Raw genomic sequence first — 25,575 nt, forward strand, 5'->3', positions numbered from 1 at the left:
AGCGAAGTCTGGCTAAACGCGGCGGACTGTAAATCCGCTCCTTCGGGTTCGGTGGTTCGAATCCACTCCCCTCCATTCTTTATAGGGATATAGTTTAATGGTAGAACAACGGTCTCCAAAACCGTCGGTGTGGGTTCAACTCCTACTATCCCTGCCATGATGGCGGTATTGGCGAAGTGGTTAACGCACCGGATTGTGGCTCCGGCACGCGTGGGTTCGATTCCCACATACCGCCCTTTGATTGGGTTATAGCCAAGTGGTAAGGCAATGGACTTTGACTCCATCATGCGCTGGTTCGAATCCAGCTAACCCAGTTGGGTTTGGGTAACAAGATGATGGCGGTATAGCCAAGTGGTAAGGCAGAGGTCTGCAAAACCTTCATCACCGGTTCAAATCCGGTTACCGCCTTTCCTGTGATGGTTATAATCCTGATCAGTAAGGTACAATTAAATATATATGCCAAGTTATTATTATGCCGGCGTGGCGGAATTGGCAGACGCGCTGGACTCAAAATCCAGTTCCCGTTGAGGGAGTATCGGTTCGACCCCGATCGCCGGTATCAGAAAGCTTCTTCGGAAGTTAATGGTACGTTAAAGACATCATATCAGTTTGATATGATGTCTTTTTTGCTTAAAACTAGAATTCAACTAGGAACGTTTAACCAACGGATGAAAAATAAAAAACCGATTCAAATGACTGAACCGGTCCACTAAAGCTTATTTTTTTAACCATTGGCTATTTGTTCGAGTGGTGACCCAAAAGTAGTGACTGTTAGTCGTCAGCCCGTGGCCTTTAACGACCCAATGCCAACTGGCACCACCATTGATAGCATAAATCGTTGTGCCAGGTTTTAAATAGACCTTGGCAACATAGTGGTCCTTGTATGCCGGCGTCATTACTTTGACTTGATGCGCCCAAGTCCCTTTACGAATGCGTACCTTATGAAAGTGATACCAGTAGCGCGATGAACTTGCTGGTAAACTAGCAGCTGTTGCAGTCGTTGCGATCGGGCCTGATAAGGCACCGATACCTAATAGCAAACTGAATAAAATAATGGCAGTTGACTTAGGACGCATTTTAACATCTCCCCGCGGATATAGTTGGCTTAATTATGCGCTATTTATCGGATAATACAACCGATAAGCAAGCTAATATTTGAACCAGTGCGTGCTGTTCGTTCGGGCGTAGTAGACGACATTGCCGTGACCTTTAACGTGCAGCATATAACCGTCTTTGCCCATGTGATAAAACGGCATAATCGTAATTTTGCGACCTTTAGCTAAACGCAAGTGCGCACCTAACCGGCTGGTGGCAAAGCTGCTGCCTTTGATCCAATGATAAACGGTGATTTTGCGCGTCACGTGTGCTGTACGATAGTGACTAGCCTGTGCGCTAACCAGATTTGCTGGTAAAACAAGACTGGTTGCTAAGCTTAATACAATTAACGATGATTTAAATTTCAAGATAATTCTGCCTCCAAATGCCAATACTGTGATTTCAATATACGCTAAAAGAATATTGATTAAAAGGGTATACTGGAAAGCAAAGGAGGGGCATAGATGAAACTAACAACACTGTATGATCCACAACGACCAACCTTGTTGCTCTCATTGCATCCGGAAAATACGCAAGCTATTTTGGCACAAACTAAATGGCTTGAATATCGACGGCGATTTTTCCAACAAGCGTTTCAAGCATTTGTTTATACGACCGGTCGGCAAGGTGGGGTGAATTTATATCTCCAATGTGGACAGCCCATCAAGGCGGATGCGGCAACTTTAGCGCAAATTGGTCAGCAAGTACAAAATGATGATTACGATAAGCTATATGATTATTATGCCGCTCAAAATACCGGTCTCACGATTCCAATCCTAAAAGCGGTGCAATTACCCCAAACGAGTTTAAAATCGCTTAGAACGCGTTTCTCGAACTTTGTCACACCTCAAAGCTATGTCTACTTAAATCGACCTGAAAGACAATCACAGTTAGACTACTTACTAACCCAGCCGGTGTTATCGATTAAAACCAATGATTGGACGACCAAGATACCATTAATTCAGACGCTACTAAAAAATCCCCGCTAAATTAGCAGGGATTTTTGACTACTTGATGAGTTTTTCGTAAACATAGCAAACATCGTCTTGATGGTAAACACCAACCATTTCGCCAACACGTTCAAATTGCATTTTGGCGATTAGATGTTGCATGGCCATGTTATCGGCATGCGTATCAATACGGATACTCTTGATTTCAGGGTGGCGGCGAATAATGTGATCAATGATTTTTTCAAATAATTGCGTCGCATAACCGTTGCCCGCATGGTTAGAATGAATTGCGACCCGATGAATCACCACGTAAGGTTCGGTGGTGTTCAACCAAGTGGCATCGGCAGTATCGTAGGTTGCGTCAGGCGATGGTACAACTGCGACTGCACCAACGGTGGCTTTGTCGTCAGCGTGGAATAAGTAGGCTGACCCATTCATAATGTCTTCAGTAATTTGGTTACGGGATGGATAGTCGCCTTGCCATTGATTGACACCGGCTTCGGCTAATTGATTACGACCATCACTCAAAATTTCGATGATCGTGTCTAAATCGTCTAAGGTTGCTTTTTCAAAATACATGTAACGTAGCTCCTCTCCTAAATCCACAGCTCAAATTTCGGGCTGACTTAAACAGTATACAGAAATCTTGTCAGAATGAAAGAATTTCCACCCGAAATTTAAGATTTTTTCATTTAAGCTTGGGCGCGTAAAATCGCGGCGGCCTGTGTTGCTAGTTGATGCGCGTCGTTATAACTAGCCACAGCGGTTGGCGCATACTGATAAGCGCCAGTACGCAAAGTCTGTTCATAAAAGGGCAAATAGGGCAGGTGCTGCTCTTGGGCAATTTTGATGGCTTGTTGCCAATCAAACGCCACTTGGCGATAGTCGGTCCCTTTAAGGCCATGGTCATCAAACGTCAAGATTAAATACATCGCTTGGCGATGGCGTAAGGCCGGTCGTACGGCCGTTGGTAAACCAATCGTCCCGGCATTTAGGATTAATTGTCCGTCACTAGAGTAGCGCATCAATGGCTGATGGGTATGCGCGTAGATGACGATATCTGGCTGACCTGCAGCGGCCTGATCAAAATTCACTTGTGGCGCAGTCGGGGCGAGGGTGTGACCACTCGCAAAGTTCGGCAGCACATGTTGCAACCGGATTTTTAACCCACCCACTTGTTTAGTGACCGTTAGCGGTAAATGCAATAACTGTTCAAAGTGAGCGGCCGATAATTGGCGACGATCGTAGTCGGTCAGAATCGTTGCCATCACTTGTTTTGGTTTGGTAAAGTTGGTTGGCGTTGCGGCCAAGACTTTGCGATAGTTTTGTTCGTGGTTGCCAAGCACATACGCAGTTGGGTGCACTTGGTCAAGCAACTGCATACAGCGCTCAGATTCGGGTCCCCGCACGGTAATATCGCCGACAGTCCAATAGTCGGTAACGTGTTGTTCACGGGCATCGGCTAAGACGGCGGCCAGTGCAGTGGCGTTGCCATGGATATCAGCTAAAACGGCAATTTTTTGTAACATAAATGACCTCCGTTAATGATTAGTATAAGTATTTTACTGGCTTAATATTTTCTTCGTAATTTTGTTAACCGGCTGTAACTGACCTGCAAAGTTAACGCAACCTTACTTTGGTAGGCTACTAGTTGGAACGAAGTAATATATCAGCACGTATATTCAAGCCAATTCGTTTCGAACCGTGGTCATCCGCACGATGACGACGGTTTTTATTTTACCGAAAGTTTAACGCAAAACAAATTAAAATGAAATTAGGGTTGACAGTCTAAAATGAGAATGCTTTAATGTAAACATCAACTTAACGGAAAGGGAAGATTATCATGACTCAATTACTCACAACTAACGCGTATTATTATGGCTTTTATTACTTTAGGTAGCGTCCGTATTAGTTTCTTAGATGCGGGCGGCAAACACGTCCGTGTCTAAGGTGAGCAAAGTCATTTTTGTCTTTGGCCAGCTAGACACATGAGAGTCTAGCTGGGAAATTAGCAATCATTCCTGCATGGTTTTTTAAGCCAGCTAGATTTTCTAAATCTAGCTGGCTTTTTTGTTTCTCTAATTCGTTTTTAATATATAAGGAGTGACCGTTATGCATCGTCGGACATTATCATTAAGTTTATACCTGAATTACTTCGTGCATGGGATTGGGTTAATCATTTTAACGCAAAACATGCAAGCGCTCAGTCAACATTGGCAGACACCATTAGCCACCGTTTCTTACGTCGTCTCAGGAATTGGGATGGGCCGGTTGTTTGCTTACTTTATCTTTGGCAAACTATCTGACCGCTATGGCCGTAAGTTATTTATCAATATTGGGATGCTAAGCTACTTAGTCTTCTTTATTGGCATGGCCGTGGTCACTAATATTCAAGTGGCCTACGGGTTAGCGATTCTGGCTGGGATTGCCAATTCAGCTTTGGATTCAGGCACTTACACCACCTTTATTGAAATGGGGGGACGTCAAGGGTCCGCTAATGTGTTGATCAAAGCCTTTATGTCCGCTGGAGAATTTATCTTGCCACTACTGATTGCCAGTTTAGAAACAACTAAGCAATGGTATGGCTGGTCCTTCATGTTAGCCGCCGTGGTCCTACTCATTAATTTAGTATTACTCAATCGGCAAAAGTTTCCCGTGCGCAATCAAGCAGATGCCGGTGCTGAAGCCACGACGCAACAATTATCCAAGCCACGGCGGTGGTTAGCAAGTGCCAGTTTGGCGGGTTATGGCTATACCTCAATGGCAGTGATGATTTTATATACCCAATGGATCAGTTTATTTGTGACTAACGAAATGGGGTATTCCCGGATCTTGGCGCATTTGTTGTTATCACTTTACAGTATCGGCTCGATTACCGGGGTCTTAGTGACCTTCTGGTTGTTACATCGGGGCTTAGCTGAAGCAAAATTGTTGGTCACGATGAATGCGTGTGCCTTAGTTGCTTTATTAGTTGTTAGTTACGCCAGCGTCCCATGGTTATCGATTATCGCGTCATTCTTATTTGGCTTCACTGCGGCCGGGGGCATGATGCAAGTTGGGTTGAACTTATTTATCCGGCTCTACCCACAAGCCAAAGGTACAGTGACCGGTGTGTTCTTCACGTTTGGTAGCATTGCCGCCTTTACGATTCCGATTATTACCGGTTGGCTATCCAAACAAAGTATTGGCGCAGCGATGCGCTTTGATTTAGTCGTTGGCTTAGCGGGCCTCAGTTGTGTCGTATTAGCCGTATGGGCATTGCGACCAACTAAGACGTTAGCGCATGAACGTCAACAAATTAACCAAATCGATCAACAAATCGTCCATTTACTCAATCAACGCTTTGAAACCGTGACGGCGATTGGTGACTTGAAACAAGCCGCGCAATTACCAGTGCTCGATCAAAGTCGTGAAGCTATCGTCTTACAACGGGTCGCGGCTAAGAGTCAACAAGCTGCACATACGCCATATTTACAAGCGATTTATCAAGCCATTATGGCAAATTCACGGGCCTACCAAACGGCACGTCAAACGACCCCAACGCAGTCAAAGGAGGAATTGTCACATGATTAATTACGTTACAGCCGGTGAATCTCACGGCCCCCAATTAACCGGTATCCTAACCGGATTACCAGCGGGATTAACTTTAGATATCGATGCCATCAACGCTGGTTTAGCGGCGCGACAAGGTGGGTTTGGCCGCGGCAATCGCCAACAGATCGAACATGATGTCGTGACGGTGACTGGGGGCTTACGCCATGGCGTGACCCTTGGTTCGCCATTAGCCTTAACGATTCAAAACCGCGACCATGCCCATTGGTCAGCGATTATGAATCCCACTAGTCCAGCAACGGCTGAAAATACGTTGCGCCAAGTGACGCGACCACGCCCCGGACATGCTGACTTAGTTGGCGGGATGAAGTATGGGCATCGCGATTTACGGAATGTGTTAGAACGCTCATCGGCTCGTGAAACTGCGATGCGCGTTGCGATTGGTCAAATTTGCAAACAATTATTAGCTCAGTTAAAAATCCAGCTAGTGGGCTACGTCCAACAAATTGGCACGATTACAGTCGACGATGCCGCCAGTTTATCGGTTGAAGCATTGACGACGGCCATTACGGCTAATGACCTACGGATTGCTGATCAACAGCAAGTGGCAGCGATTCATGACTTGATTACAACGACTAAAAAAGCGGGTGATACCCTCGGTGGGGTGATCCGTGTTGTAGCAACCAACGTCCCGGCTGGATTGGGAAGTTACACCAATTGGGATACCAAGTTAGATGGGCAGTTGGCGGCCGCAGTGATGGGCGTCAACGCGATGAAAGGTGTTGAAATTGGCGACGGCTTTGCAGCGGCTGGTCGCTACGGTAGTCAAGTGATGGATGAAATCGATTGGCACGCCGATACGGGGTGGTCACGATTGACGAATCATTTAGGTGGCTTTGAAGGTGGCATGACAAACGGGATGCCAATCATTATTAAAGCAGCGATGAAGCCGATTCCGACGCTTTACAAACCATTACAAAGTGTTGATATTCAAACCAAAGCCGTTCAAAAAGCCAGTGTCGAACGCTCCGATACGACCGCAATCGTGCCGGCATCGATCGTGGTTGAAAGCGTGGTTGCCATTGAACTCGTTAAAGCCCTAACCGCAACTTTTGACGGCAGCAACTTAGCGCGATTGCAAGCAACACTAGCGGCTTACCGGTCAGAACTGCAGGCGTATTAAGATGCGCTTGCATACATTGGGACCAGCAGTGACGGATAGTTATGCTGCAGCGACGTATTACAATCAAACGGCTTGTAATGGTCAAGCAACGGTGGTCGGTCATCCGAGTTTTGAAACGATTTTGACGCACTTAGCAGACTATGTTGGTGACTGGCTGATTATGCCGGCGGCGTTTCAATCACCGAGTTTACATGCAAGTTGGGGTGATGTGCACTATGCCTTATTGGATCAACTTGAGTTAACGACTTGTTTTATGATCCAGCTTGACCCATTAGTCGTCGTCGAACGTTTGGATGCCGATAATCGAATCGGCTACACGCACGCCGCGACAGCACAATTATTGCAACGAATCGTGAGTCATGTCAGCGTGCAGACGGCTGCCAGTAAATATTTGGCTTATCAAGACTACCAAACTAATCGCGCCGGTTACGTTTTGACCAATGAAAAGAATGTCACGTTGACTGACCACGAACGACTTATTAAGCGCCTGACACCGAAGATGGTATGGTGCGTTTACCAGATTAAGGATGATGACAAATGCAAACATTAATAAAACGGCCCCAAAATGGGCTACATGGTCGGTTGACCGTTCCCGGTGATAAGAGTATTTCGCATCGTGGTTTAATTTTTGGCGCGATTAGTACCGGAACGACGCGCTTGACTAACTTTTTGCCAGCTGAAGATTGTTTATCCACATTGACCGCCTTGCAACAATTGGGCGTCAAAATTGACCGGCATGAGACAACAGTGACTGTCCATGGGGTCGGCTTACATGGCTTAACGGCACCAACGCAGCCGTTAGATATGGGAAATGCTGGGACGGCGACGCGGTTATTGGCCGGTTTACTAGCTGGCCAAGCATTTGACAGTACCTTAGTTGGCGATGACTCCCTCAGTCAACGCCCGATGCAACGGGTGCAACAACCGTTAGCGCAAATGGGTGCCAAGCTTGACTTGACCGCGGGACATTTACCGATGCGGATTCACGGCCGAGCGTTGCAGTCGGCGACCATCAAGATGGCGGTGGCCAGTGCGCAAGTTAAAAGTGCATTGATCTTAGCGGCGCTTCAAGCACCAACGGCTAGCACGATCATTGAACAATTACCGACCCGGGATCATACTGAACGGCTACTCACTGCGTTTGGTGGACAGCTCAACACCGCCGCCGATGGGCGCACGATTACGGTTCAACCACAACCCCATTTAACGGGGAAAACGGTCACGGTACCAGGTGATATGTCGTCTGCGGCTTTCTTTATGACCGCGGCAAGCATCGTACCTGGTTCCCAAATCACATTGCCCCAAGTTGGGTTGAATCCGACTCGGACCGGCTTATTGCAAGTGCTACAACGCATGGGTGGTGATGTCACAGTTACCCCGCAAGCTAGTGTGGGCGAACCATTAGGCACGGTGACCGTTAAAGCGGCCACCTTAAAGCCGATTGACTTGGGGGCTGACGATATTCCAGCCGTAATCGATGAATTACCATTAGTTGCATTACTAGCGGCCACGGCGACAGGTGTGAGTCACATTACCGGGGCTAGCGAGCTACGTGTTAAAGAAACTGATCGCATCGCCACCATCGTCGCTGAACTCAAGAAGTTGGGCGTCCAAATTACCGAACAACCAGATGGTTTTACGATTGATGGTCGGCCAGCTTGGCAAGTCAAAACGGCGACTTTTGATAGTCATGGTGACCATCGCATCGGCATGATGATGGCGATTGCGGGATTACGGTTAACCCAGCCGACGACATTAGCACATGCCGAAGCGATTAACATTTCATATCCAGGTTTCTTTACTGATTTACAACAACTCTGTCCCACAAAGGAGGCGTTAGCATGACGCAAGTTTTGATTAATGGCCTGGGACTGATTGGCTGTTCGTTAGCGTTGGCGATTCGCCAAGCCCATCCGGCCGTACAGCTAGTTGGGTGTGATGTGCAGGCGGTAACTCGGGACTATGCGCGGCAACATCAAATCGTTGATGAAGTTACAAGCGATTTCTCAGCCGCCGCTTCAACCGCCGACGTCATTATTTTAGCGGGCCCCGTCAGTGTGATCACAGCGAACTTGGCGACGTTAGCCACGTTAACCTTAAAGCCCCAGGTGATCGTTACGGATGTGGGCAGCACCAAGCAGACAGTTTTACAAGCTGCACGACCCTTGCAACAACAAGGCATCACGGTTATCGGTGGGCACCCGATGGCTGGGTCGCATAAAGCTGGTATACAAGCGGGGCGGGCTGATTTGTTTGAAAATGCCTACTACTTTTTGGTGCCTGGTCTGGCGCCACAAGCCGCAGTCACGCAACTTCAGACGTTGCTAGTTGGCACGCATGTTAAATGGCTAACGGTCACGCCGATGCAACACGATCGCTTGGTGGCGCAACTCAGTCATCTGCCACATATCGTCGCGGCGGCCTTGGTCAACCAAACGCAAACGACCTTTGCGGATTCACCATTAGGATTACGCTTGGCTGCAGGTGGCTTTAAAAGTATTACGCGGATCGCTTCGGCGGACCCGACCATGTGGACGGCAATTTTGTTAAACAACGCGACACTGATAACCAATCGATTGCAGGCTTATCAAGACGCTTTAGGTCAAATTCAGGCGGCCATTGAGCAACAAGATGTGCCACAAATCAAACAATTTTTTACGGCAGCCAAAACCACGCGGGATCATTTAGGTCCGGAACGGCTCGGGAGTTTACCAAATTTCTTTGATTTATTTCTCAATGTGCCGGATCAAGTTGGCTCAATCGCTGATGTGACCCAACGGTTAGCCCAAGCGAAGTTGTCGTTAGTGAATATTCATATTTTAGAGATTCGTGAAGAAGTGGACGGCGTCTTACAAGTGACCTTTGCCAATGCTGCCACCCGTGACCAAGCGGCCGCACTACTACAAGCCGCGGACTACCAAATCGTTAGGAGAGACTAAAATGAAAGCAATTTTAATTGGGTTTATGGGCAGTGGTAAAACCACTGTCGGACGTTTACTGGCGCAACAAACCGGGACTGAACACGCGGATTTAGATGAGTTGATTGTTGCATCTGCGGGGTGTGCCATTACAGACATCTTTGCAAATCAGGGGGAAGCTTATTTCCGGCGGTTAGAACAACAAACCTTGCGGCGGGCGTTGACCACACCGGGAATTCTCTCAACTGGCGGCGGGACGCCAACGATGCCAGCCAATGCAGCCATCTTAACGGCGAGCCCGGTACCCGTGATTTTACTAGCAGCTAGTGATGCCACGATTTTACAACGGGTTACCGGCGATGCGAGTCGGCCACTAGTCAATGACTTAGATACGACGGCGTTATTAGACTTGAAACATCGGCGCGCACCGCTCTACGAAGCTGCCGCTGACTTAGTGATTCAAACCGATGCCTTAACGCCGCAACAAATTGTGACCACGATTCAAGACTGGTTAGCACAGCCAGCGCAACAAGTGGCACGCGCGTAATCAAAAAGCCCCACGACTCGATTTGAGCCGCGGGGTTTCGGTGTGTATTAATCATTTGAAGTTAAATTGAGTTCGTTCATAAAGGTCAGTAGTAATTTAGCGTAACCCGGATGATCGGTATTGCTCTTCGCTTCAACTTGCATTTCATGTAAATTATCAGTGATGATACCGGTAACGCCCATAAACATCATTTGATCCATTTGATCGGTATCGTCGATGTCCCAAGCATAAACTTTCTTATGATGGCGGTCGGCTTTATCGACGAATTGGTCATTTAAGGTGGTGACTTCCATCGTATAACCGTTGGCTTTCGTGTAAGGGAAAGTCAAGTTATACGGCATGATGTAGTTCACGAATTGTTTCGTATCCAGCGTCTTTAAGTCGTTCATGACCTTATAACTCAAGGTATGGACTTGATCGTGATTGGCCAATAGTTTTTGACCATACCATTTCACGAAGTTCTTAGTGTCTTGGCGACGATAAATTGACGATGTTTTGATTTCAACCAATAGTTTTTGATGATGCTTGATAGCGGCAGTCAAATATTGATCAAAGCTCGGAATTTTAGCTTGGTAACCATTTTCACGAACCGTGATTTTTTGCAATTGTTTAAGGGTTAATTGCGATGGTTTCTTCTTAATGCCGGCCAAACTTTTCAGACTCGGATCATGCATCACCACGAATTTATGATCCTTGGTGACCTGAATATCCATTTCAACATAATCGGGTTTTTCACGGCTCGTTTTAATCAATGCTGGAATGGTATTTTGAACGCCATTGCCATTATCGACGCCGCGGTGAGAGATCATCAGCGGCTTTGAAATGGCGAGGCCGTTTAAATAAACTAAGTTAAATGCGACGAGCAAACCACTGGCTAAAGTCAGTCCCACGACCACACCACTACGGGTCAACCGTTTTAAGCGGGGTGGTTCGTTAAAGCGGAGTTGATCAGCGCTAGGTAAGCTCAAGTCTTGCCGATAACCCGCGATGATCAACATCATGAAAATGGCGGTCGTGTAACAGATAATGATTTCGGTAATGACTTCCATAATAAAGAGATTGACTGTTGCAGCTGCCATCCCAAAACTAGTCGTATCAAAATAAAGTTGCGCGAGATAAAGCGCGGTATAGCACAACGTCACAATGACGGTGACCATCCCTAAAATAACGAGTGAATGCCAGAAGTAACGCCAAACGCGGTGGCGACTTTGATGCCAGCTTTGTGTAACGGCCATGCGCCAAGGTAATTGGTCGATAATCATGAGTGGTAGTAACGTCATTAAACGCAAGCCGACGTAACCCGCGACGATGTAAAAGGCAATTAAGCCCACTGCCATCCAAGGATTATCGAGTAAATAAGCCACGATAAAAGCCGGAATCTTAGCTTTGTTCAGGAGTGGGGTCGTGAAAATATAGCTCCCAAACGGCAAGATCACGATGAAGTAACCGATAAAGAATAAGAAAGTACTGATCGAGGTATCGTGCAAGCTTTGAATCGTGTCACGAATCACGGCACGTACGGTCGCTGGCCGGCTATTTAAAATATTGGTAATGCCTAATAATAAGAAGGCAAATTGCCAATAGACTAAAATAATCAGTGCTAGCAAGATTACTAGCATGCCAATCGCCGCGAGTGGGTGCTTGATGATAATATTGCCAAGATTGGTATAAGATACATAGGCAACGCCTTGAGATTTCAGTAACATCTCCAAGGCCCAGTTAAAGAATGGAATTGCTAAATAACTAATGGCGAGGTTCGTGCCAAAAATCAGCGCCACATAACTACCCCAGTGCTGATAAAAACGGCGGGTCCCAGCCCACCAAAAACGCCATGCCCCCATGTGCAGGCCCCCTAAAATTAATTTAATTATAGTTTAGCATATTCGGGTTAGGTTCTTGGGGAAAGTTTTAAGGATACTTGTATACTTAAAAGGGTAAGCGCTATCAGATATAGGCAGTACGGGTTAATAATGTAGGTAAGTGCCAGCGAGGTGAAAAGATGCGCGAAAAATTAACGTGGTTATTATTGAGTTTATGCAATATCGTTCTATTGATTCGGATTGGTTCTTTAGTCCTGAACCGGCAGCAACATGTCTTGAAGAGTTGGCCGACCATGTTCTTTTGGCTTTGGATCGGACTGCTAATTATCAGTTTGGGTTATTTGGATTGGCTGACGTTTATTAGTTTACGGCGGGCATTTACGCAACAACAGCAATGGTGGGGCAGCTTGTTGGTTGCCGGTGGTGTATTAATGGCGTTAGTCATGCATCCGAGTGTTGCGGCTAAACAGTTAACACTTAAGCCGGTTGCTGCAAAGACAATTAGTCGGGTGGTGAATCATCAAACGACACATTTTGATCGGTCGCCAGTTTATTTTTATGTCCCTAATCGTCATGTGACCACGATAAAAAAACAAATCAGTGATATGAATACTGGTGATAATGGGGTGATTTATATGTGCAATTTAAAGACTGCCAAGCAAGACCTGTCGGCGGCTCAATATCGACAATTAGTTAAAGCTTTGAAAATTCGTAGTCAAAATGTAATTGTTGATTTTGAGCCTATTGATGGCGATGACACTTTTAAAACGTATAATCATGTCGAAGCGGCGGATCAATTTGGTCAAGTTATGGCTAAGTATCAGCAGCAATTTGCTTGGTAGTTTAATAATGAATAGAACTATACCAATCAACTAGGACGCTGATTTTTAACTGATTGTGTGACAAAGCTTTGAAACTTCTGTGCTGTTTGTCAGATTCCCTTACATTCACGATATCGGTAGTGTATAACAAACTTAGGCATACCAAAAGTACGTGAGTCGATGCCAAGGGAGGATTTTTTAAGATGAATAAAACCAAACGTAACATCACCATTGCTTTAACGAGTACGGCACTGGTCGGGGGCTTAGCAGCGGCGCCCCAAGTGCTACAACACTTACAGCCAGCGACGACTGTTCAGGCGGCCACCAAGGCCAAGCCAAGTGGGACTAAAGCCCCAGGGTCCACTAGTAGCAGTAGTGCTAAATTATCTGGCAAGACAACGATAACGGGGATCAAATCACTGAGTGGTAAAACCATTAAGTCGACAACTGCTAACCAATCTGCAGTTTATGTGAAGAGCGGCGGTAAATTAACGTTAAACAATAGCAAATTAACCAAGACCGGCAGCACGAGTAGCGCCGATAGTAGTAATTTTTATGGTCAAAATGCCGGGTTGTTAGTGACTAAGGGCAGTAGTGCGACCGTCAACAAGTTAACTGAAACGACGAATGCCACCGGCGCCAATGGAATTTTTGCCACTGGTAAGAATGCCAAAGTCACGATAAAAAATAGTACGATTAACACAAGCAAATCATCGTCACGAGGGTTAGATGCCACTTATAAAGGTAAGATTACGGCGACGAACACCAATATTACGACGAAAGGCAGTCATTCAGCTGCGTTAGCCACTGATCGTGGTGGCGGGACCGTTAGCTTAACCAAAGGGACCTTAAAGACGGCTGGTGATGGGTCGCCAGTCATCTATTCAACGGGGGCCATTACCGCCACGAATGTGACCGGGACAGCGACTGACGCTGAAGCCGCTGATATTGAAGGGTCAAATAGTATTACCGTGAAGAATTCTAAGTTGACTGGTGAAAAGAATAACGGGGTCATGTTGTATCAAAGCATGTCCGGTGATTCTGAAGTTGGGACTTCGGTCTTTACGATGACTAACGGGAGTCTCACGTCTAAGGTCAAGAGTGGCACTAAAGGCACCACCAACCATACGGGTGCGATGTTCTATGTCACCAATACCACGGCTAAAATCAATTTGACTAACGTTAAATTAACCAACGCTTCTTCAACGTTGATTCGTTTAGCCAGTGATCGTTGGGGCACCAGTGGTAGTAATGGGGGTAAATTGACCTTTACGGCTAAAAACCAAACGTTGAAGGGGAACATTTTAGTGGCTAAAGGGAGTACCTTGAAGCTGAACTTAACGAGTGGTAGCAAGCTAACTGGTGCCATCAACAGTGCTGACACGGCCGGCAAGACCACGTTGACTTTGAAAGGCAACAACAAGTGGGTCGTAACGAAGAATTCACATGTGACCGCTTTGGTCAGCACCAAGAGCGCGTTAAAACATATCCAATCTAATGGTCATAATGTCTATTATGCTAAGAGCAATAGCGCCAATAAGTGGTTAAATGGTAAGACTTACAAATTAAGTGGCGGTGGTAAGTTGATCGCTGAATAGTTAAAAAAGGCATCGGCTAACGTCGATGTCTTTTATTTAGCCTAAATGCCAAATTAAATTTAAGTTCAAAATGGTGATAATCGTTGTGAGGCCGTAGCCTAACCAAGTCGTCCACCGCGAATTGACATGGTTGCCCATTAAGGCTTTATTACCAGTTAGGGCGACCATTGGATATAACGTGAATGGTAAGGCGATGCTGAGCGCGACTTGCGCATAAATAATCAGGTTTTCAAAGGCTTGATCAGTAAAACCGACTGCCCAGCCAATGATAAAAATCGGAACCAAAGTCACTAATCGCGTCAATAGGCGCCGCTGCCACAATGGAAGACGAATATGCAAGTAGCCTTCCATCACGATTTGTCCAGCTAAGGTACTAGTGATGGACGAAATTAGGCCAGTAATCAATAAGGCAAACGCAAATAACGTACTCATGATGGGACTAGCTAACTGACCAACGATAGCGGTACTTTTTAACCCCGCATAGACAGCGGCGAGACTAGCTAATTGGTGATCAGTGTGGAAAAAGAGGGTGCCACCTAAAATCAACAGTAAGGCATTGATTAAAAAGGCGGCCACTAAATGCACGTTGGAGTCCCAATTGGCAAAGCGTAACGCTTCGTTAACTTGGGCTGGATTGTGATAATCATAGCGGCGACTTTGCGCTAAAGATGAGTGCAGATACAAGTTGTGCGGCATAATCGTTGCGCCTAAAATCCCTAAACTCAAAATTAACGCGGCATGATTTTTAATGATTAAATTGGTTGGCACGAGTCCCGTTAAAATCGCCGTTAGTGGTGGTTGTGCGCGCCCGACTTCCAGACCAAAAATCACGCCTACCGTGATAATAGCGGCTAAGACGATGAATTCAATTCGGCGAATGCCAAACCGTAAAAATAACAAGACGACTAAGACGTCGGCAATTGTTAACAAAATACCTGCGACCAGCGGGAGTCCAAATAGTAAGTTTAAGGCAACGGCCGTGCCGATGACCCCCGTCATATCGGTGGCCATCATCGCGACTTCGTTCAAGATCCAGAGCCCATAACGGACGGGGCGTGGTAAGGTGGCGGCAATGGCTTGGGCTAAATCTTGTCGTGCCACGACACCGAGTTTGATGGCTAACGTTTGCATAAACATGGCGACAATGATGGCAATCAACAAGACGGCGAGTAAATGGTATCGAAATTGACTACCACCAGCTAGTGAGGTCAGCCAGTTTCCGGGATCCATGTAACCAACGGCCACTAAAGCCCCTGGACCACTGTATGCGAGAAATTTTTGCCAGAAAGCTGATTGGTACACATCTGGGACTGGGACACTTTGATTGATTTCTGCCAAACTTTTCGGCGTTGGTTTAGCCATTGACGACCGCCTCCAATTGCCGTTTGGCCAAGGTCGCCAATAACTGACTGAAGGTCGGATCATCATTCATCGGTGGCACGAGGTCAAAGCGGTCTCCACCACAAGCTTTGAAGGTTTGATAGTTTTGAACATAATCTTCTTCAATCGTTTCAAGACAGTCAACAACAAATGAAGGTGTTGCGACGAGCACGTTACGCTTACCCATCTCAACGAGTTGCATTAATTCATTTTTTAAGTAGGGTTTTAGCCAAGGCATCGGACCGAATTTTGATTGATAGGCCGTGACGACTTTTGCTTGCGCCGCGGGGCTCAAACGGTCAAGCATGGCTTGGGTGGTTGCTTGACATTGTGCTTGATAAGGATCACCATGGCGGACCATCGCAGTCGGAATACTATGGTAACTAATGACGATGGCGTCGTAATGATGGCGGTCATAACTCATCTGGATTTGGTCAGCCAAGAGGTCTTGATAGACGGGTTCGTCGTAAAAATGCGTGATAAATTCAAATGGTAACCCCGTGGCAGCCGCTTGGCGCTTAATGCCAGCATGGGTACTTTGCGTATATTGCGGGAATAATGGTAGAACGACGAGTTGAGTGTCGCCGCGGTTATGCATGGCCATTAAAGTCGTATCAATCGCTGGTTTACCATAGGTCATCGCCAGTTGGACATCCCAGGTGGGGAGTTGTGCCTGTACGAGACGCTGAATGGCGCGCGAATTAACGATCAGTGGTGAGCCACTAGCTAACCAACTGTCACGATAAAAGGTGGCGGAACGCCAAGCCCGCATTGGCAAAATGACACCGCGTAAAAGGGGTTGCCAAAGTGCTTTGGGCATTTCGACCACACTTGGATCGCTCAGAAACGTTTGTAAATATTGTTTGACGTCCCGGGTCGTTGGCGAGGCCGGGGAACCAAGATTAACGAGTAATAACCCAGGTTGCATAGTCAACACTTCCTTGTTTAGACTTACAAATTAATCTTCGCACAACCTGATTGTAAAAGGTAGCGTTTACCAATGATTTATAACGGTTATCAAGTGATAATTACTAGTGTGGTTTGCCAAGTGACTTAATTTTGCAAACCAAACGCGGTGCGAATCTGAGTCAGGAGTTGTTGTTGGACTGGACTAAAAGTCGTGTCTTGACGATAAGCTAACCCCACGTTGAACATTGGTGCCGGGGTATCGCTCAGCGGAATTCGCACTAAGGCGGTCTTGTCGATGGGCACGGCGTTACTTAATAGCGCAATGCCGACCTGGTTGGCAACCATATTCAAGACGCCTTGGATTTCGTTGGATTCAAATAAAATCGGTGGTTGAATGTGATTTTGACGCGCTAATTGTTGAAACGCTTGGCGATGCACAAAGTTGTGTTTTAATGCAATGAAAGGTGTCTGGCGTAAGGTCTGAAACGCGATTTCAGGTTGGCTAGCTAATGGATGGTCACGGGCGACGATAATTGAAAATGGTTGGCGGTCGAAGCGCTCAATCGTTAGGGCTGGTTCCGCTAAAGCATCTAAGTATCCTAAGAAAGCGACATCGAATTGGCCACTTTTTAAACTTTTCAAAGCGGCCAGTGATCCTTGACTGATTGGGGCGAGTTGCTTAAAAATTTTGGGTGGCAATTGGCGGGCGACCCGTGGTAGATACGTGATTTCAATAATGGGTGGCATCCCAATCACCAGTCGTTGTTGTTCGCTATGTTGCACTTCTAAATGCATGAGGTTGGCTTGGTGCAAGATGAGCTTGGCGTGGTCGCGAACTTGTTGACCAGTGGTCGTTAAAACTAGTGGTTGATGGGGATTATCGCGAATCAATAGTTGGGTTTGTAATTCAGTTTCTAGCCGCCGAATTGCGGCGGAAATCGTTGGTTGACTCACATGGAATTGCGTTGCAACGAGCGAAAAGTTTTTTTGTTCAGTTAAGGCGACGTAATATGCTAAATCTTTGAGTTGCATGTAAAACTCCTTATCAGGACTGATTTTTAAACGCTATGATTATGATTGCCTATTATAACATGGCTGTTTGACTATCAAAAAATCACGGTGGTAAGCTTAGGGTAATTTGAAGAGAGAAAGTGATCATCATCAGTACATTAATGATGAGTTTAATTTTATTACCAGTTGGCATTATCGCCGGGATCGTGAGTACTGTCGGTGGCTTAGCATCGTTGGTCTCTTATCCGGCGTTATTAGCATTGGGATTGCCACCAGTGACGGCCAATGTGACGAATACTGCTGGCTTAGTCTTTACAGGTGTCGGTTCAGCCGTGGCTTCACGACGCGAATTAAAAGGCCATGGTCGCGATTTATTAATGATTATGCCACTAACGATCGCTGGTTGTATCGTTGGAGCCTTACTGTTATTTGCGATTCCAGCTGCCACCTTTCAAAAAATCGTCCCATTCTTTATTTTGGTCGCTGGTATTTTAGTCTTGTTGCCACGTCACATTCAGGTGAAAACGAGTGGTGAACCGGTTGGATTTTCAATGAAGACATTATTGGCATGGATCGGCGTGTTACTCGTTGGGGTTTACAGTGGCTATTTTGGGGCCGCTGGTGGGGTGTTAATGTTATCAATGTTATCCGTAATCAGTACGGCACCGTTTGCGGAATATAATGCCCAAAAAAATTTAGCGTTAGGCGCGGCAAATTGTATTTCCGCGGTCATGTATGCCTTTCAAACCACGATTCCGTGGCATTTGGTTTGGCCATTGGGGATTGGCTTTTTGATTGGCGGTTTAGTTGGCCCACAAATCGTGCGGTGGTTACCGGATCGGTTGACCAAAATCATTATTGGGATTGGGGCGTTGATTTTAGCCGGGAGTTTGTTTATGCAAGCTTATTAGGTGGTTGTCACAAGAAAATGGGTCAGAGAAAAAAGGACATACTCATCCATCAGTGTCATTGTTGGCGTGAGTATGTCCTTTTTATTTGGTTCGACCCCGATCGCCGGTATCGCACCGGAGTTGTCATTCTTGGTGGCGGCCATGACAGCTTAGTTTATAAGTGACACAAAACTAAGGCACCGTTGAATGAACAATTATCATTCAACGGTGCCTTAGTTAGTGGCTACAACCGAATCGTCGTATTCCCTAATTTCTTAATTAACTTCATATTTTCACGATAATCAACCGGCACCGTAATGATGTGGACGCCTGATTTGGCAGCGACGGCGGCTTTTAGTATTGGTTCGAATTCGTCGGCCTTCGTAACGCGGTAGCCTTTAGCGCCAAAACTTTCGGCGTATTTCACAAAGTCTGGATTACTAAAGTCAACTTCATCATGATGCTCAAGTTCCATGTCCATCTTCCACTTGATCAACCCATATGAGGCATCTTCCCAAATAACGAAGACTAAGTGTAAGTGATTGCGCATGGCAGTTTCGATTTCTTGCGAATTCATCATGAAACTCCCATCGCCCATAACGGCAACAATCGTCCGGTCAGGGTAGGCGAGTTTTGCGCCTAGTGCACCTGGTAAAGTCCAAGACATGGTGGATAGACCGTTATCGATGAGGCAGGTATTTGGTAAATAGGTTTGGTATAACCGCGCCATCCACATTTTAACGGCCCCAGTATCGACTAAGACGATTGCATCGTCAGCTAGGGCATCGCGGGTGTCGTTAACGACTTTTTGCGGCAACATTGGAAAGGCGTCGCTAGCAGCCCCAGTTGCGAGTTCTTTTTGGATCATTTGCCGAATCATCGGTTTACGATTATCAAAGCGAATATCTTGTTCACTTAAGGCGCTGATTAAAGCGGCTAAGCTTGGTCGAATGTTGGCGATGATATTTAAAGTGACGTCGTAATGACTGTCAGTATCTTGGCGGAACATATTGATATGGATAATCTTTTTGTCGCCGCGTGGATTGATCTTCTTAGGGTCAAACTGTTGGATTGAAAAGCCAATCGCAATAATTAAATCCGCGTCGTCAAAAGCAAAGTTTTCGTAATCTTTGCGCATGAACCCAACAACACCCAAGGCATTCTTATGACGATCAGAGATCACCCCTTTACTCATAAAGGTGGTGGCAACTGGAATGTTGAGCTTTTCACTCAATTCACGGACATATTGTTCCGCGTGCTTCCAGGTCACCCCATCACCAGCTAAGATAACGGGATGTTTAGCGGCCGCAATTAATTCAACCGCTTTGGCAATGTCACTAGCGGTTGGTTGGGTTACTGAAATCGGGGCGATGGGTAACGGCTTACTATCGGTATCTGCAGGTGCCATCTCCACGTCTTGTGGAATCGATAAGTAAGTCGCACCAGGCTTGTCGCGTTTTGAAATCGAAAAGGCTTTGCGGACCATTTCGGGGACTGCCCGTGGGGTTAAGACCATGTTGGCGTATTGGGTCACTGGTTTAAACATCGACACTAAGTCGATGACTTGGTGGGATTCTTTGTGCAACCGGTTAAGGCCACCTTGGGCGCTGATCGCAACTAGGGGTGTTGATTGCGTTTCAGCATCGGCAACACCTAATAGTAAGTTGATGGCGCCAGGACCGAGGGTCGCGACACATACCCCAGGGTTCCCCGTTAAGCGGCCATAGACACTAGCCATAAAGGAAGCACCTTGTTCATGACGAGTTAAAATAAATTCGATTTTCTTTGATTGTTTAATGGCATCCACCAGATGAATATTTTCTTCACCCGGAATCCCAAAGACGTATTGGACGCCTTCATTTTCTAAACATTCCACTAATAGTTGGGCAGTATTTCTAGACATTGCAGCCGACATGATTAGACTTCCTTACGTTTTTTGAGTTTTTGGTTCACATAATAGCCGAGATAGCAAATGGCAACAAACGGCACCGTATAATATAGCGCAATCCGTTGATTAGGGTCAAACCAAATTAAAAGACATGATAATGCACTTAAAATAAAGGCCAACCACGGGACAACAGGATAACCGGGTGTGCGATAGACCAAGTCGTTGACATCATGGCCAGCTTTTAAGTAAGCCTTGCGAAAGTTGATTTCTGACAGGGCGATTGCCATCCAAACGATGACGACAGCTAACCCAGAAATTGAGACTAACACTAAGTAGACGGAACCGGCCGCGTAGACACTTGAAAGTAACGCCAAAATACCACCGAGCATACTCGTAATTAAGGCCACTAGCGGCACATCACGTTTGGTCGTTTGCTTAAAAATCTTAGGAATTGTCCCTTCATTTGCTAACGACCATAACATCCGTGTCGAGGCATATAAGCCGGAATTAGCAGCGGACATAATGGCAGTTAAGACCACGAAATTCATCAGATCAGCAGCATAGGGAATCCCGATTTCTTTGAATACTAAGACGAACGGACTTTGCGTGACGCCGGCTTTTTGATAAGGAATCAACGCCGCCATCACGAACATACTGCCAACAAAGAAAATAATCAGGCGCCACAAGGTCGTTCGAATCGCAGTGGGAATCGTATGCGCGGGGTCTTTAGTTTCACCCGCAGTAATCCCAATCAGTTCGGTGCCCGAAAACGCAAAGTTAACGGTTAACATCGTGGTAAAGACGCCACCAAAACCATTTGGAAACCAGCCATTTTTGGTATAATTACTAAGACCAGGGGCGCTGGCATGGCCTTGCATATGTAAAACGCCGACCATCGCTAGGCCGCCTAAAATAATAAAGGCGATAATCGCCACAACTTTGATGCTAGCAAACCAAAACTCGGCTTCGGCAAACCAACGAACTGACATCGCATTGACTAAGAAAATAACGACCATGAATAGCAGACTCCAGAGCCAAGTGGCAATGTGGGGAAACCAATGTTGCATGATCAATCCAGCGGCGGTGAATTCAGAGCCTAAGGCAATCGTCCAAGTCAGCCAATATAAAATGGCGACGGTAAAACCAGTTCCGGGACCAATGTATTGCTTGGCATAAACGTGAAAGGCGCCGGTGTACGGCATGGCAACGGCGAGTTCGCCGAGGCAGAGCATGACCAAATAGACCAGAATAGCGCCAATTGAATAAGCAATCAAAGTCCCAATCGGACCAGCTTCGTGAATCGTATAACCGGAACTTAAAAAAAGCCCAGTCCCAATGACCCCACCGAGGGAAATCATTAAAACGTGGCGAGATTCCATTTGCCGGTTTAAATGTGTTTGTTTGGACATAACTATCGCAAACCTTTCTGGTGTTTTTGAATTAATTAGAATAGAATGAGTAAATCGCAATGGTATTAGAATAACATAAGTTTAAGCGAGAAAGGAACCTGTTAATGCAAGTTAAATCATTTAAACAATTAACGGCGACTGGTCTCATGATTAGCGATGGGGCTATGGCAACGGAATTAGAAAAGCGTGGCGTAACGACGGACAGCGCCTTGTGGTCGGCCACCGCGATGCTGGAGCGACCAGCGGCCATCGCAGCGGTCCATCAAAGCTATTTTGAAGCTGGGGCCCAGATTGCGACGACCAATACGTATCAAGCTAATGTCCCAGCTTTTGTTCAGGCTGGTTTATCAGCCGAAACGGGGCGTCACTTGATTCAAACAGCAGTTGAAATTGCCACCAAAGCTCGCGATGATTACGCCATCCTACATACAGACTTTACCGGATTTGTGGCTGGCAGTATTGGGCCATATGGGGCTTACTTGGCTGATGGCAGTGAGTATACGGGCAAGTATCATTTAGACGAAGTCGCCTACCAAGCGTTTCATCGCGAACGGCTGCAATTGATCACTCAAGCCGGGGTTGATTTATTAGCGCTTGAAACCATGCCCAACTTTGCAGAAGTGCAAGCGTTAGTTAACTTGGTGACCACTGAGTTTGCTAACCAACCCTACTGGGTGAGCTTCAGTATTCAAGATTCAAAAACGTTGTGCGATGGCACTGATTTAGCGACCGCCGCGCAATGGGTTGCGGGCCAACCAAATGTGGTCGCTGTTGGGGTAAACTGCACGCGGTTGGAAAATATTGAACCAGCCTTAAAGACTTTACGGGCAGCGGTTAAAATTCCGTTAATCGTTTATCCCAATTCTGGTGATGAATACGATCCCGTGACGAAGACGTGGCAAAAAACGGCTGCCGCGCATCAATATGCTGATTTTGTGGCAAGTTGGATTACCGCAGGTGCCAATATTATTGGCGGGTGTTGTCGCACAACCCCGCAAGATATTGCCGCGGCGGCAAAAATTGTGGCCGCACAATAAAACTAATCGAGAGTAGGGCTTAAGATGATTTTTCTGGGGTTAATGGTAATTATTGCCATGATAATATGTTGGACATTGCTGGTTATTTGTCGACGCCACCAAGCACATTGGGGCTGGCAATTATTGTGGGGGACGTTGGCACTTGTGCTGACGTTAGTTAGTTTAGCGTGGTTATATATCATTATTGGTATCTTTATCGTTGCCGATTAAAAAAACTCAGCCAATTGGCTGAGTTTTTTTGGTTAGTAAAGTAAAAACATCAAGATTAATTGTGCGAGTGCATTGATCATCAAGTGTTGGCGAATGCGGCCAAACGACTGCTGACTAAACCAAATCCCAATCGTGACGACAATGGCCACGATAGTTTGCCAAGTCATCGGTTGTAAGAAAATCGCGATGACTAACAAGGCGCCAGTAATTGCCGAAATCAGTTGGTTAATCTGGCGCTGCTTGCTAAAGGTCGGGACATATAAGAACACGTAGCTGGCAACTAGTGGCGTGAGCTTCCATAAAAATGTCGTGGATAAATAATTGTTTTGTAAATAGAAGACGGCCACTGGAATCGTAAACGTCATGACGATACTAAAGACGACGAGTCCGAAATAGTTTTGCATGCCAAACCGTGGAATTGCCATCACGAATAGCCAAACACTACAAGTGAGCAGTAAATACAGTAATTCTGATTCCTTGGCAATAATGTTGGTAAAGGCAAAGGCCACTGAAACGCCAATGGCAATCAAACTCCATTGCGCCGGTATTTGACGGTCAAGAATAATAAAGACGGTCGCTGCAATGGCGATGGTGTAGCCAATCAATGGCAACTGCGCACTTGAAAACGTTGCGGTTTGAAAGGAGCGGCCATAATCAAGCGCGGCCCACCAACAGATGATGCTTTGCAAGATCGTGTAGACCACGAGTTGCACATAATCGCGTTTTAATTTTATTTTTCCAATTCGAATCATCGACTCAACATCTTTCGTAGTTAATATTTCAATCCTACCGATAAGCTGACGGTCGGTCAATAATTTGGGAAGATTCTTTAAAAAATTTGTTGATTGTGTTAGAGTGGTACAGTTATGAGCAGTTCCCGAAAGGATAAGAGGCACGTGCTGGCAATCGAGCCGAAACGTGCACCCGCAAACTGGTGGCTGTGCCTAGCTACGCTTAACAACCACTGCCAAACCCGCAGTAATTGTTAAGCTAGGCTATGCGCGCCACCAACCCGTTTGCGGGTACACTCTTAGATGCCTTGTAACCGAAATATCTAAGGGGGAATTTTAAAGTGAGTGAAAGACACCTATTTACATCTGAATCTGTTTCTGAAGGCCATCCCGATAAAATTGCGGATCAAATCAGTGACTCAATCTTAGATGCTATGTTGGAACAAGACCCAGAAGCACGGGTTGCCGTTGAAACTTCAGTGACAACTGGGTTAGTGCTGGTCTTCGGTGAAGTATCAACCAAGGCCTACGTGGATATTCAAAAAGTCGTCCGTAACACGATTAAGTCAATCGGTTATACCGATGGCCAATACGGCTTTGACGGTGACAACTGTGCCGTCCTCGTTTCTTTAGACGAACAATCACCTGATATCGCGCAAGGGGTCGATGATTCCTTGGAAACCCGTGAAGGTGACGGTGATCCATTGGACCAAATCGGTGCTGGTGATCAAGGGATGATGTTTGGCTATGCCATCAACGAAACCCCTGAATTAATGCCATTACCAATCTCGTTAAGCCATCGCTTAATGCGCAAGATTGCCGAATTACGGAAAAATGGCACCATTAACTGGTTACGTCCTGATGCTAAGGCCCAAGTGACCGTAGAATATGACGAACAAAACCAACCACAACGTGTGGATACGGTTGTGTTATCAACGCAACATGATCCTGATGTTGACTTGGACACGATTCGCCAAACGGTGATTGATCAAGTGATCAAGGCTGTGATTCCAGCAAACTTGTTAGATGATAAAACCAAGTATTTGGTTAACCCAACTGGTCGTTTCGTTATCGGTGGTCCTCAAGGGGATGCTGGTTTAACTGGCCGGAAAGTTATCGTTGATACTTATGGTGGGTTTGCTCATCATGGTGGTGGTGCCTTCTCTGGTAAGGATGCCACTAAGGTTGACCGTTCTGCAAGTTACGCCGCACGCTACATTGCTAAAAACATTGTTGCGGCTGGCTTAGCTGACCAAATCGAAGTGCAATTAGCCTATGCCATTGGGGTGGCGGAACCTGTTTCCATCGCCGTTGATACTGCCGGCACGGGTAAAGTGAGTGATGAAGCATTGATCAACGCAATTCGCAACCACTTTGATTTACGTCCAGCTGGGATCATTAAGATGTTGGACTTACAACGGCCAATCTACCGCCAAACAGCGGCTTATGGTCATTTTGGTCGGACTGATATTGATTTACCTTGGGAACACACTGACAAAGCGGATGCCTTAAAAGCTGAATTTAAATAATAAACGGTGACGATCCAATCAGATCGTAACGGTCTGTAGGTACTCGACGCTAAAAGCGACCTCTTTTTGAGGCCGTTTTTTATTTTGGGGTGATTTT

At 46.2% G+C, this 25,575-nt stretch carries 24 protein-coding genes and 6 tRNA genes; 19 read left to right on the forward strand and 11 right to left on the reverse strand.

Going from position 1 to position 25,575, the window contains the following annotated elements; all coding sequences use genetic code 11:
* The 6 genes from FFM75_RS05005 to FFM75_RS05030 all read left to right on the forward strand — a co-directional run bounded on the left by FFM75_RS05005 (window position 1) and on the right by FFM75_RS05030 (window position 559).
* Window positions 1-75: transfer RNA gene (locus FFM75_RS05005), tRNA-Tyr, on the forward strand.
* Window positions 76-83: 8 nt separating this feature from the next.
* Window positions 84-157: transfer RNA gene (locus FFM75_RS05010), tRNA-Trp, on the forward strand.
* A gap of 5 nt (window positions 158-162) precedes the next feature.
* Window positions 163-235, forward strand: a tRNA-His gene (locus tag FFM75_RS05015).
* 7 nt (window positions 236-242) lie between these two features.
* Window positions 243-314, forward strand: a tRNA-Gln gene (locus FFM75_RS05020).
* A 23-nt stretch (window positions 315-337) separates the two neighbouring features.
* Window positions 338-408: transfer RNA gene (locus FFM75_RS05025), tRNA-Cys, on the forward strand.
* Window positions 409-474: 66 nt separating this feature from the next.
* Window positions 475-559 (forward strand) — tRNA-Leu (locus FFM75_RS05030).
* Window positions 560-716: 157 nt separating this feature from the next.
* Here FFM75_RS05030 and FFM75_RS05035 read toward each other — a convergent pair.
* Both FFM75_RS05035 and FFM75_RS05040 read right to left on the reverse strand, forming a co-directional pair.
* Window positions 717-1,076, reverse strand: a complete 360-nt coding sequence (locus tag FFM75_RS05035; protein WP_137628103.1) for a hypothetical protein — start codon at window positions 1,074-1,076, stop codon at window positions 717-719.
* 72 nt (window positions 1,077-1,148) lie between these two features.
* A complete protein-coding gene (locus FFM75_RS05040; RefSeq protein ID WP_137628104.1) occupies window positions 1,149-1,463 on the reverse strand; it encodes a hypothetical protein in 315 nt (104 codons plus the stop codon).
* 96 nt (window positions 1,464-1,559) lie between these two features.
* Between FFM75_RS05040 and FFM75_RS05045 the strand changes: the two genes are divergently transcribed.
* A complete protein-coding gene (locus FFM75_RS05045) occupies window positions 1,560-2,084 on the forward strand; it encodes a hypothetical protein (RefSeq protein WP_223876614.1) in 525 nt (174 codons plus the stop codon).
* Window positions 2,085-2,102: 18 nt separating this feature from the next.
* Here the strand turns inward: FFM75_RS05045 and FFM75_RS05050 are convergent, their stop codons facing one another.
* A complete protein-coding gene (locus FFM75_RS05050; RefSeq protein WP_137628105.1) occupies window positions 2,103-2,624 on the reverse strand; it encodes a GNAT family N-acetyltransferase in 522 nt (173 codons plus the stop codon).
* A gap of 113 nt (window positions 2,625-2,737) precedes the next feature.
* Complete coding sequence (locus tag FFM75_RS05055; protein WP_137628106.1) at window positions 2,738-3,574, reverse strand: metallophosphoesterase family protein; 837 nt, start codon at window positions 3,572-3,574, stop codon at window positions 2,738-2,740.
* 583 nt (window positions 3,575-4,157) lie between these two features.
* Between FFM75_RS05055 and FFM75_RS05060 the strand changes: the two genes are divergently transcribed.
* The 6 genes from FFM75_RS05060 to FFM75_RS05085 are packed head-to-tail and all read left to right on the forward strand — an operon-like array spanning window position 4,158 to window position 10,245.
* The gene (locus FFM75_RS05060; protein WP_137628107.1) at window positions 4,158-5,618 is read left to right on the forward strand and encodes an MFS transporter; all 1,461 of its coding nucleotides are present in this window, start codon (window positions 4,158-4,160) and stop codon (window positions 5,616-5,618) included.
* Window positions 5,611-6,780 (forward strand): chorismate synthase, encoded by a 1,170-nt coding sequence (gene aroC, locus FFM75_RS05065; RefSeq protein WP_137628108.1) that lies wholly within the window; start codon window positions 5,611-5,613, stop codon window positions 6,778-6,780. Before FFM75_RS05060 ends, aroC begins: the two co-directional genes overlap by 8 nt.
* 1 nt (window position 6,781) lies before the next feature.
* The gene (locus FFM75_RS05070) at window positions 6,782-7,330 is read left to right on the forward strand and encodes an amino acid biosynthesis protein (RefSeq protein ID WP_137628109.1); all 549 of its coding nucleotides are present in this window, start codon (window positions 6,782-6,784) and stop codon (window positions 7,328-7,330) included.
* Window positions 7,318-8,625, forward strand: coding sequence for a 3-phosphoshikimate 1-carboxyvinyltransferase (gene aroA / locus FFM75_RS05075; RefSeq protein WP_137628110.1), 1,308 nt, complete (start codon window positions 7,318-7,320; stop codon window positions 8,623-8,625). The genes FFM75_RS05070 and aroA overlap by 13 nt, the downstream gene beginning before the upstream one ends.
* Entirely contained in the window at window positions 8,622-9,719 is a 1,098-nt protein-coding gene (locus FFM75_RS05080; RefSeq protein WP_137628111.1) for a prephenate dehydrogenase, read from the forward strand. The genes aroA and FFM75_RS05080 overlap by 4 nt, the downstream gene beginning before the upstream one ends.
* Window position 9,720: 1 nt before the next feature.
* Window positions 9,721-10,245, forward strand: a complete 525-nt coding sequence (locus tag FFM75_RS05085) for a shikimate kinase (RefSeq protein ID WP_137628112.1) — start codon at window positions 9,721-9,723, stop codon at window positions 10,243-10,245.
* Window positions 10,246-10,292: 47 nt separating this feature from the next.
* Here the strand turns inward: FFM75_RS05085 and FFM75_RS05090 are convergent, their stop codons facing one another.
* Complete coding sequence (locus tag FFM75_RS05090; protein WP_137628113.1) at window positions 10,293-12,086, reverse strand: glycerophosphoryl diester phosphodiesterase membrane domain-containing protein; 1,794 nt, start codon at window positions 12,084-12,086, stop codon at window positions 10,293-10,295.
* A 158-nt stretch (window positions 12,087-12,244) separates the two neighbouring features.
* On the opposite strand from FFM75_RS05090, the gene FFM75_RS05095 reads away from it, so the two are divergent.
* Together FFM75_RS05095 and FFM75_RS05100 are read left to right on the forward strand one after the other, a co-directional pair.
* Window positions 12,245-12,907, forward strand: coding sequence for a hypothetical protein (locus tag FFM75_RS05095; RefSeq protein ID WP_137628114.1), 663 nt, complete (start codon window positions 12,245-12,247; stop codon window positions 12,905-12,907).
* 182 nt (window positions 12,908-13,089) lie between these two features.
* Window positions 13,090-14,484 (forward strand): hypothetical protein, encoded by a 1,395-nt coding sequence (locus FFM75_RS05100; protein ID WP_137628115.1) that lies wholly within the window; start codon window positions 13,090-13,092, stop codon window positions 14,482-14,484.
* A gap of 36 nt (window positions 14,485-14,520) precedes the next feature.
* Here the strand turns inward: FFM75_RS05100 and FFM75_RS05105 are convergent, their stop codons facing one another.
* From FFM75_RS05105 to FFM75_RS05115, 3 genes are all read right to left on the reverse strand, one after another.
* Complete coding sequence (locus FFM75_RS05105) at window positions 14,521-15,846, reverse strand: Nramp family divalent metal transporter (protein ID WP_137628116.1); 1,326 nt, start codon at window positions 15,844-15,846, stop codon at window positions 14,521-14,523.
* Complete coding sequence (hemH, locus tag FFM75_RS05110; protein WP_137628117.1) at window positions 15,839-16,792, reverse strand: ferrochelatase; 954 nt, start codon at window positions 16,790-16,792, stop codon at window positions 15,839-15,841. The genes FFM75_RS05105 and hemH overlap by 8 nt, the downstream gene beginning before the upstream one ends.
* A 125-nt stretch (window positions 16,793-16,917) precedes the next feature.
* On the reverse strand, window positions 16,918-17,805 hold the full coding sequence (locus FFM75_RS05115; protein ID WP_137628118.1) for a LysR family transcriptional regulator: 888 nt from the start codon (window positions 17,803-17,805) through the stop codon (window positions 16,918-16,920).
* A gap of 143 nt (window positions 17,806-17,948) precedes the next feature.
* On the opposite strand from FFM75_RS05115, the gene FFM75_RS05120 reads away from it, so the two are divergent.
* The gene (locus tag FFM75_RS05120) at window positions 17,949-18,695 is read left to right on the forward strand and encodes a sulfite exporter TauE/SafE family protein (protein WP_223876615.1); all 747 of its coding nucleotides are present in this window, start codon (window positions 17,949-17,951) and stop codon (window positions 18,693-18,695) included.
* A gap of 223 nt (window positions 18,696-18,918) precedes the next feature.
* On the opposite strand, the gene FFM75_RS05125 is transcribed toward FFM75_RS05120, so the two are convergent.
* Both FFM75_RS05125 and FFM75_RS05130 read right to left on the reverse strand, forming a co-directional pair.
* The gene (locus tag FFM75_RS05125) at window positions 18,919-20,589 is read right to left on the reverse strand and encodes an acetolactate synthase large subunit (RefSeq protein ID WP_137628120.1); all 1,671 of its coding nucleotides are present in this window, start codon (window positions 20,587-20,589) and stop codon (window positions 18,919-18,921) included.
* Window positions 20,590-20,591: 2 nt separating this feature from the next.
* Window positions 20,592-21,971, reverse strand: coding sequence for an amino acid permease (locus FFM75_RS05130; RefSeq protein WP_137628121.1), 1,380 nt, complete (start codon window positions 21,969-21,971; stop codon window positions 20,592-20,594).
* 104 nt (window positions 21,972-22,075) lie between these two features.
* On the opposite strand from FFM75_RS05130, the gene mmuM reads away from it, so the two are divergent.
* Together mmuM and FFM75_RS05140 are read left to right on the forward strand one after the other, a co-directional pair.
* Window positions 22,076-23,008, forward strand: coding sequence for a homocysteine S-methyltransferase (gene mmuM / locus FFM75_RS05135; RefSeq protein ID WP_137628122.1), 933 nt, complete (start codon window positions 22,076-22,078; stop codon window positions 23,006-23,008).
* A gap of 24 nt (window positions 23,009-23,032) precedes the next feature.
* Window positions 23,033-23,218, forward strand: coding sequence for a hypothetical protein (locus tag FFM75_RS05140; protein ID WP_137628123.1), 186 nt, complete (start codon window positions 23,033-23,035; stop codon window positions 23,216-23,218).
* A gap of 32 nt (window positions 23,219-23,250) precedes the next feature.
* Here FFM75_RS05140 and FFM75_RS05145 read toward each other — a convergent pair whose 3' ends face one another.
* Entirely contained in the window at window positions 23,251-23,970 is a 720-nt protein-coding gene (locus FFM75_RS05145; protein WP_137628124.1) for a hypothetical protein, read from the reverse strand.
* A gap of 320 nt (window positions 23,971-24,290) precedes the next feature.
* On the opposite strand from FFM75_RS05145, the gene metK reads away from it, so the two are divergent.
* On the forward strand, window positions 24,291-25,478 hold the full coding sequence (gene metK / locus FFM75_RS05150; RefSeq protein ID WP_137628125.1) for a methionine adenosyltransferase: 1,188 nt from the start codon (window positions 24,291-24,293) through the stop codon (window positions 25,476-25,478).
* Window positions 25,479-25,575: the final 97 nt, after the last annotated feature.

Origin of the sequence: Lactiplantibacillus daowaiensis (genome assembly GCF_005405085.1) — a bacterium.
GTDB classification, from domain to species: Bacteria; Bacillota; Bacilli; order Lactobacillales; family Lactobacillaceae; genus Lactiplantibacillus; species Lactiplantibacillus daowaiensis.

Coding starts and splice junctions, on each gene's coding strand:
- FFM75_RS05085 (WP_137628112.1), top strand. CDS start 9,721: ATGAAAGCAATTTTAATTGGGTTTATGGGCAGTGGTAAAACCACTGTC.
- FFM75_RS05120 (WP_223876615.1), top strand. CDS start 17,949: ATGAGTTTAATTTTATTACCAGTTGGCATTATCGCCGGGATCGTGAGT.
- FFM75_RS05125 (WP_137628120.1), bottom strand. CDS start 20,589: ATGTCGGCTGCAATGTCTAGAAATACTGCCCAACTATTAGTGGAATGT.
- FFM75_RS05105 (WP_137628116.1), bottom strand. CDS start 15,846: ATGGCTAAACCAACGCCGAAAAGTTTGGCAGAAATCAATCAAAGTGTC.
- FFM75_RS05090 (WP_137628113.1), bottom strand. CDS start 12,086: ATGGGGGCATGGCGTTTTTGGTGGGCTGGGACCCGCCGTTTTTATCAG.
- FFM75_RS05140 (WP_137628123.1), top strand. CDS start 23,033: ATGATTTTTCTGGGGTTAATGGTAATTATTGCCATGATAATATGTTGG.
- FFM75_RS05070 (WP_137628109.1), top strand. CDS start 6,782: ATGCGCTTGCATACATTGGGACCAGCAGTGACGGATAGTTATGCTGCA.
- aroC (WP_137628108.1), top strand. CDS start 5,611: ATGATTAATTACGTTACAGCCGGTGAATCTCACGGCCCCCAATTAACC.
- mmuM (WP_137628122.1), top strand. CDS start 22,076: ATGCAAGTTAAATCATTTAAACAATTAACGGCGACTGGTCTCATGATT.
- FFM75_RS05115 (WP_137628118.1), bottom strand. CDS start 17,805: ATGCAACTCAAAGATTTAGCATATTACGTCGCCTTAACTGAACAAAAA.
- hemH (WP_137628117.1), bottom strand. CDS start 16,792: ATGCAACCTGGGTTATTACTCGTTAATCTTGGTTCCCCGGCCTCGCCA.
- FFM75_RS05050 (WP_137628105.1), bottom strand. CDS start 2,624: ATGTATTTTGAAAAAGCAACCTTAGACGATTTAGACACGATCATCGAA.
- FFM75_RS05145 (WP_137628124.1), bottom strand. CDS start 23,970: ATGATTCGAATTGGAAAAATAAAATTAAAACGCGATTATGTGCAACTC.
- aroA (WP_137628110.1), top strand. CDS start 7,318: ATGCAAACATTAATAAAACGGCCCCAAAATGGGCTACATGGTCGGTTG.
- FFM75_RS05035 (WP_137628103.1), bottom strand. CDS start 1,076: ATGCGTCCTAAGTCAACTGCCATTATTTTATTCAGTTTGCTATTAGGT.
- FFM75_RS05095 (WP_137628114.1), top strand. CDS start 12,245: ATGCGCGAAAAATTAACGTGGTTATTATTGAGTTTATGCAATATCGTT.
- FFM75_RS05045 (WP_223876614.1), top strand. CDS start 1,560: ATGAAACTAACAACACTGTATGATCCACAACGACCAACCTTGTTGCTC.
- FFM75_RS05130 (WP_137628121.1), bottom strand. CDS start 21,971: ATGTCCAAACAAACACATTTAAACCGGCAAATGGAATCTCGCCACGTT.
- FFM75_RS05055 (WP_137628106.1), bottom strand. CDS start 3,574: ATGTTACAAAAAATTGCCGTTTTAGCTGATATCCATGGCAACGCCACT.
- FFM75_RS05100 (WP_137628115.1), top strand. CDS start 13,090: ATGAATAAAACCAAACGTAACATCACCATTGCTTTAACGAGTACGGCA.
- FFM75_RS05080 (WP_137628111.1), top strand. CDS start 8,622: ATGACGCAAGTTTTGATTAATGGCCTGGGACTGATTGGCTGTTCGTTA.
- FFM75_RS05060 (WP_137628107.1), top strand. CDS start 4,158: ATGCATCGTCGGACATTATCATTAAGTTTATACCTGAATTACTTCGTG.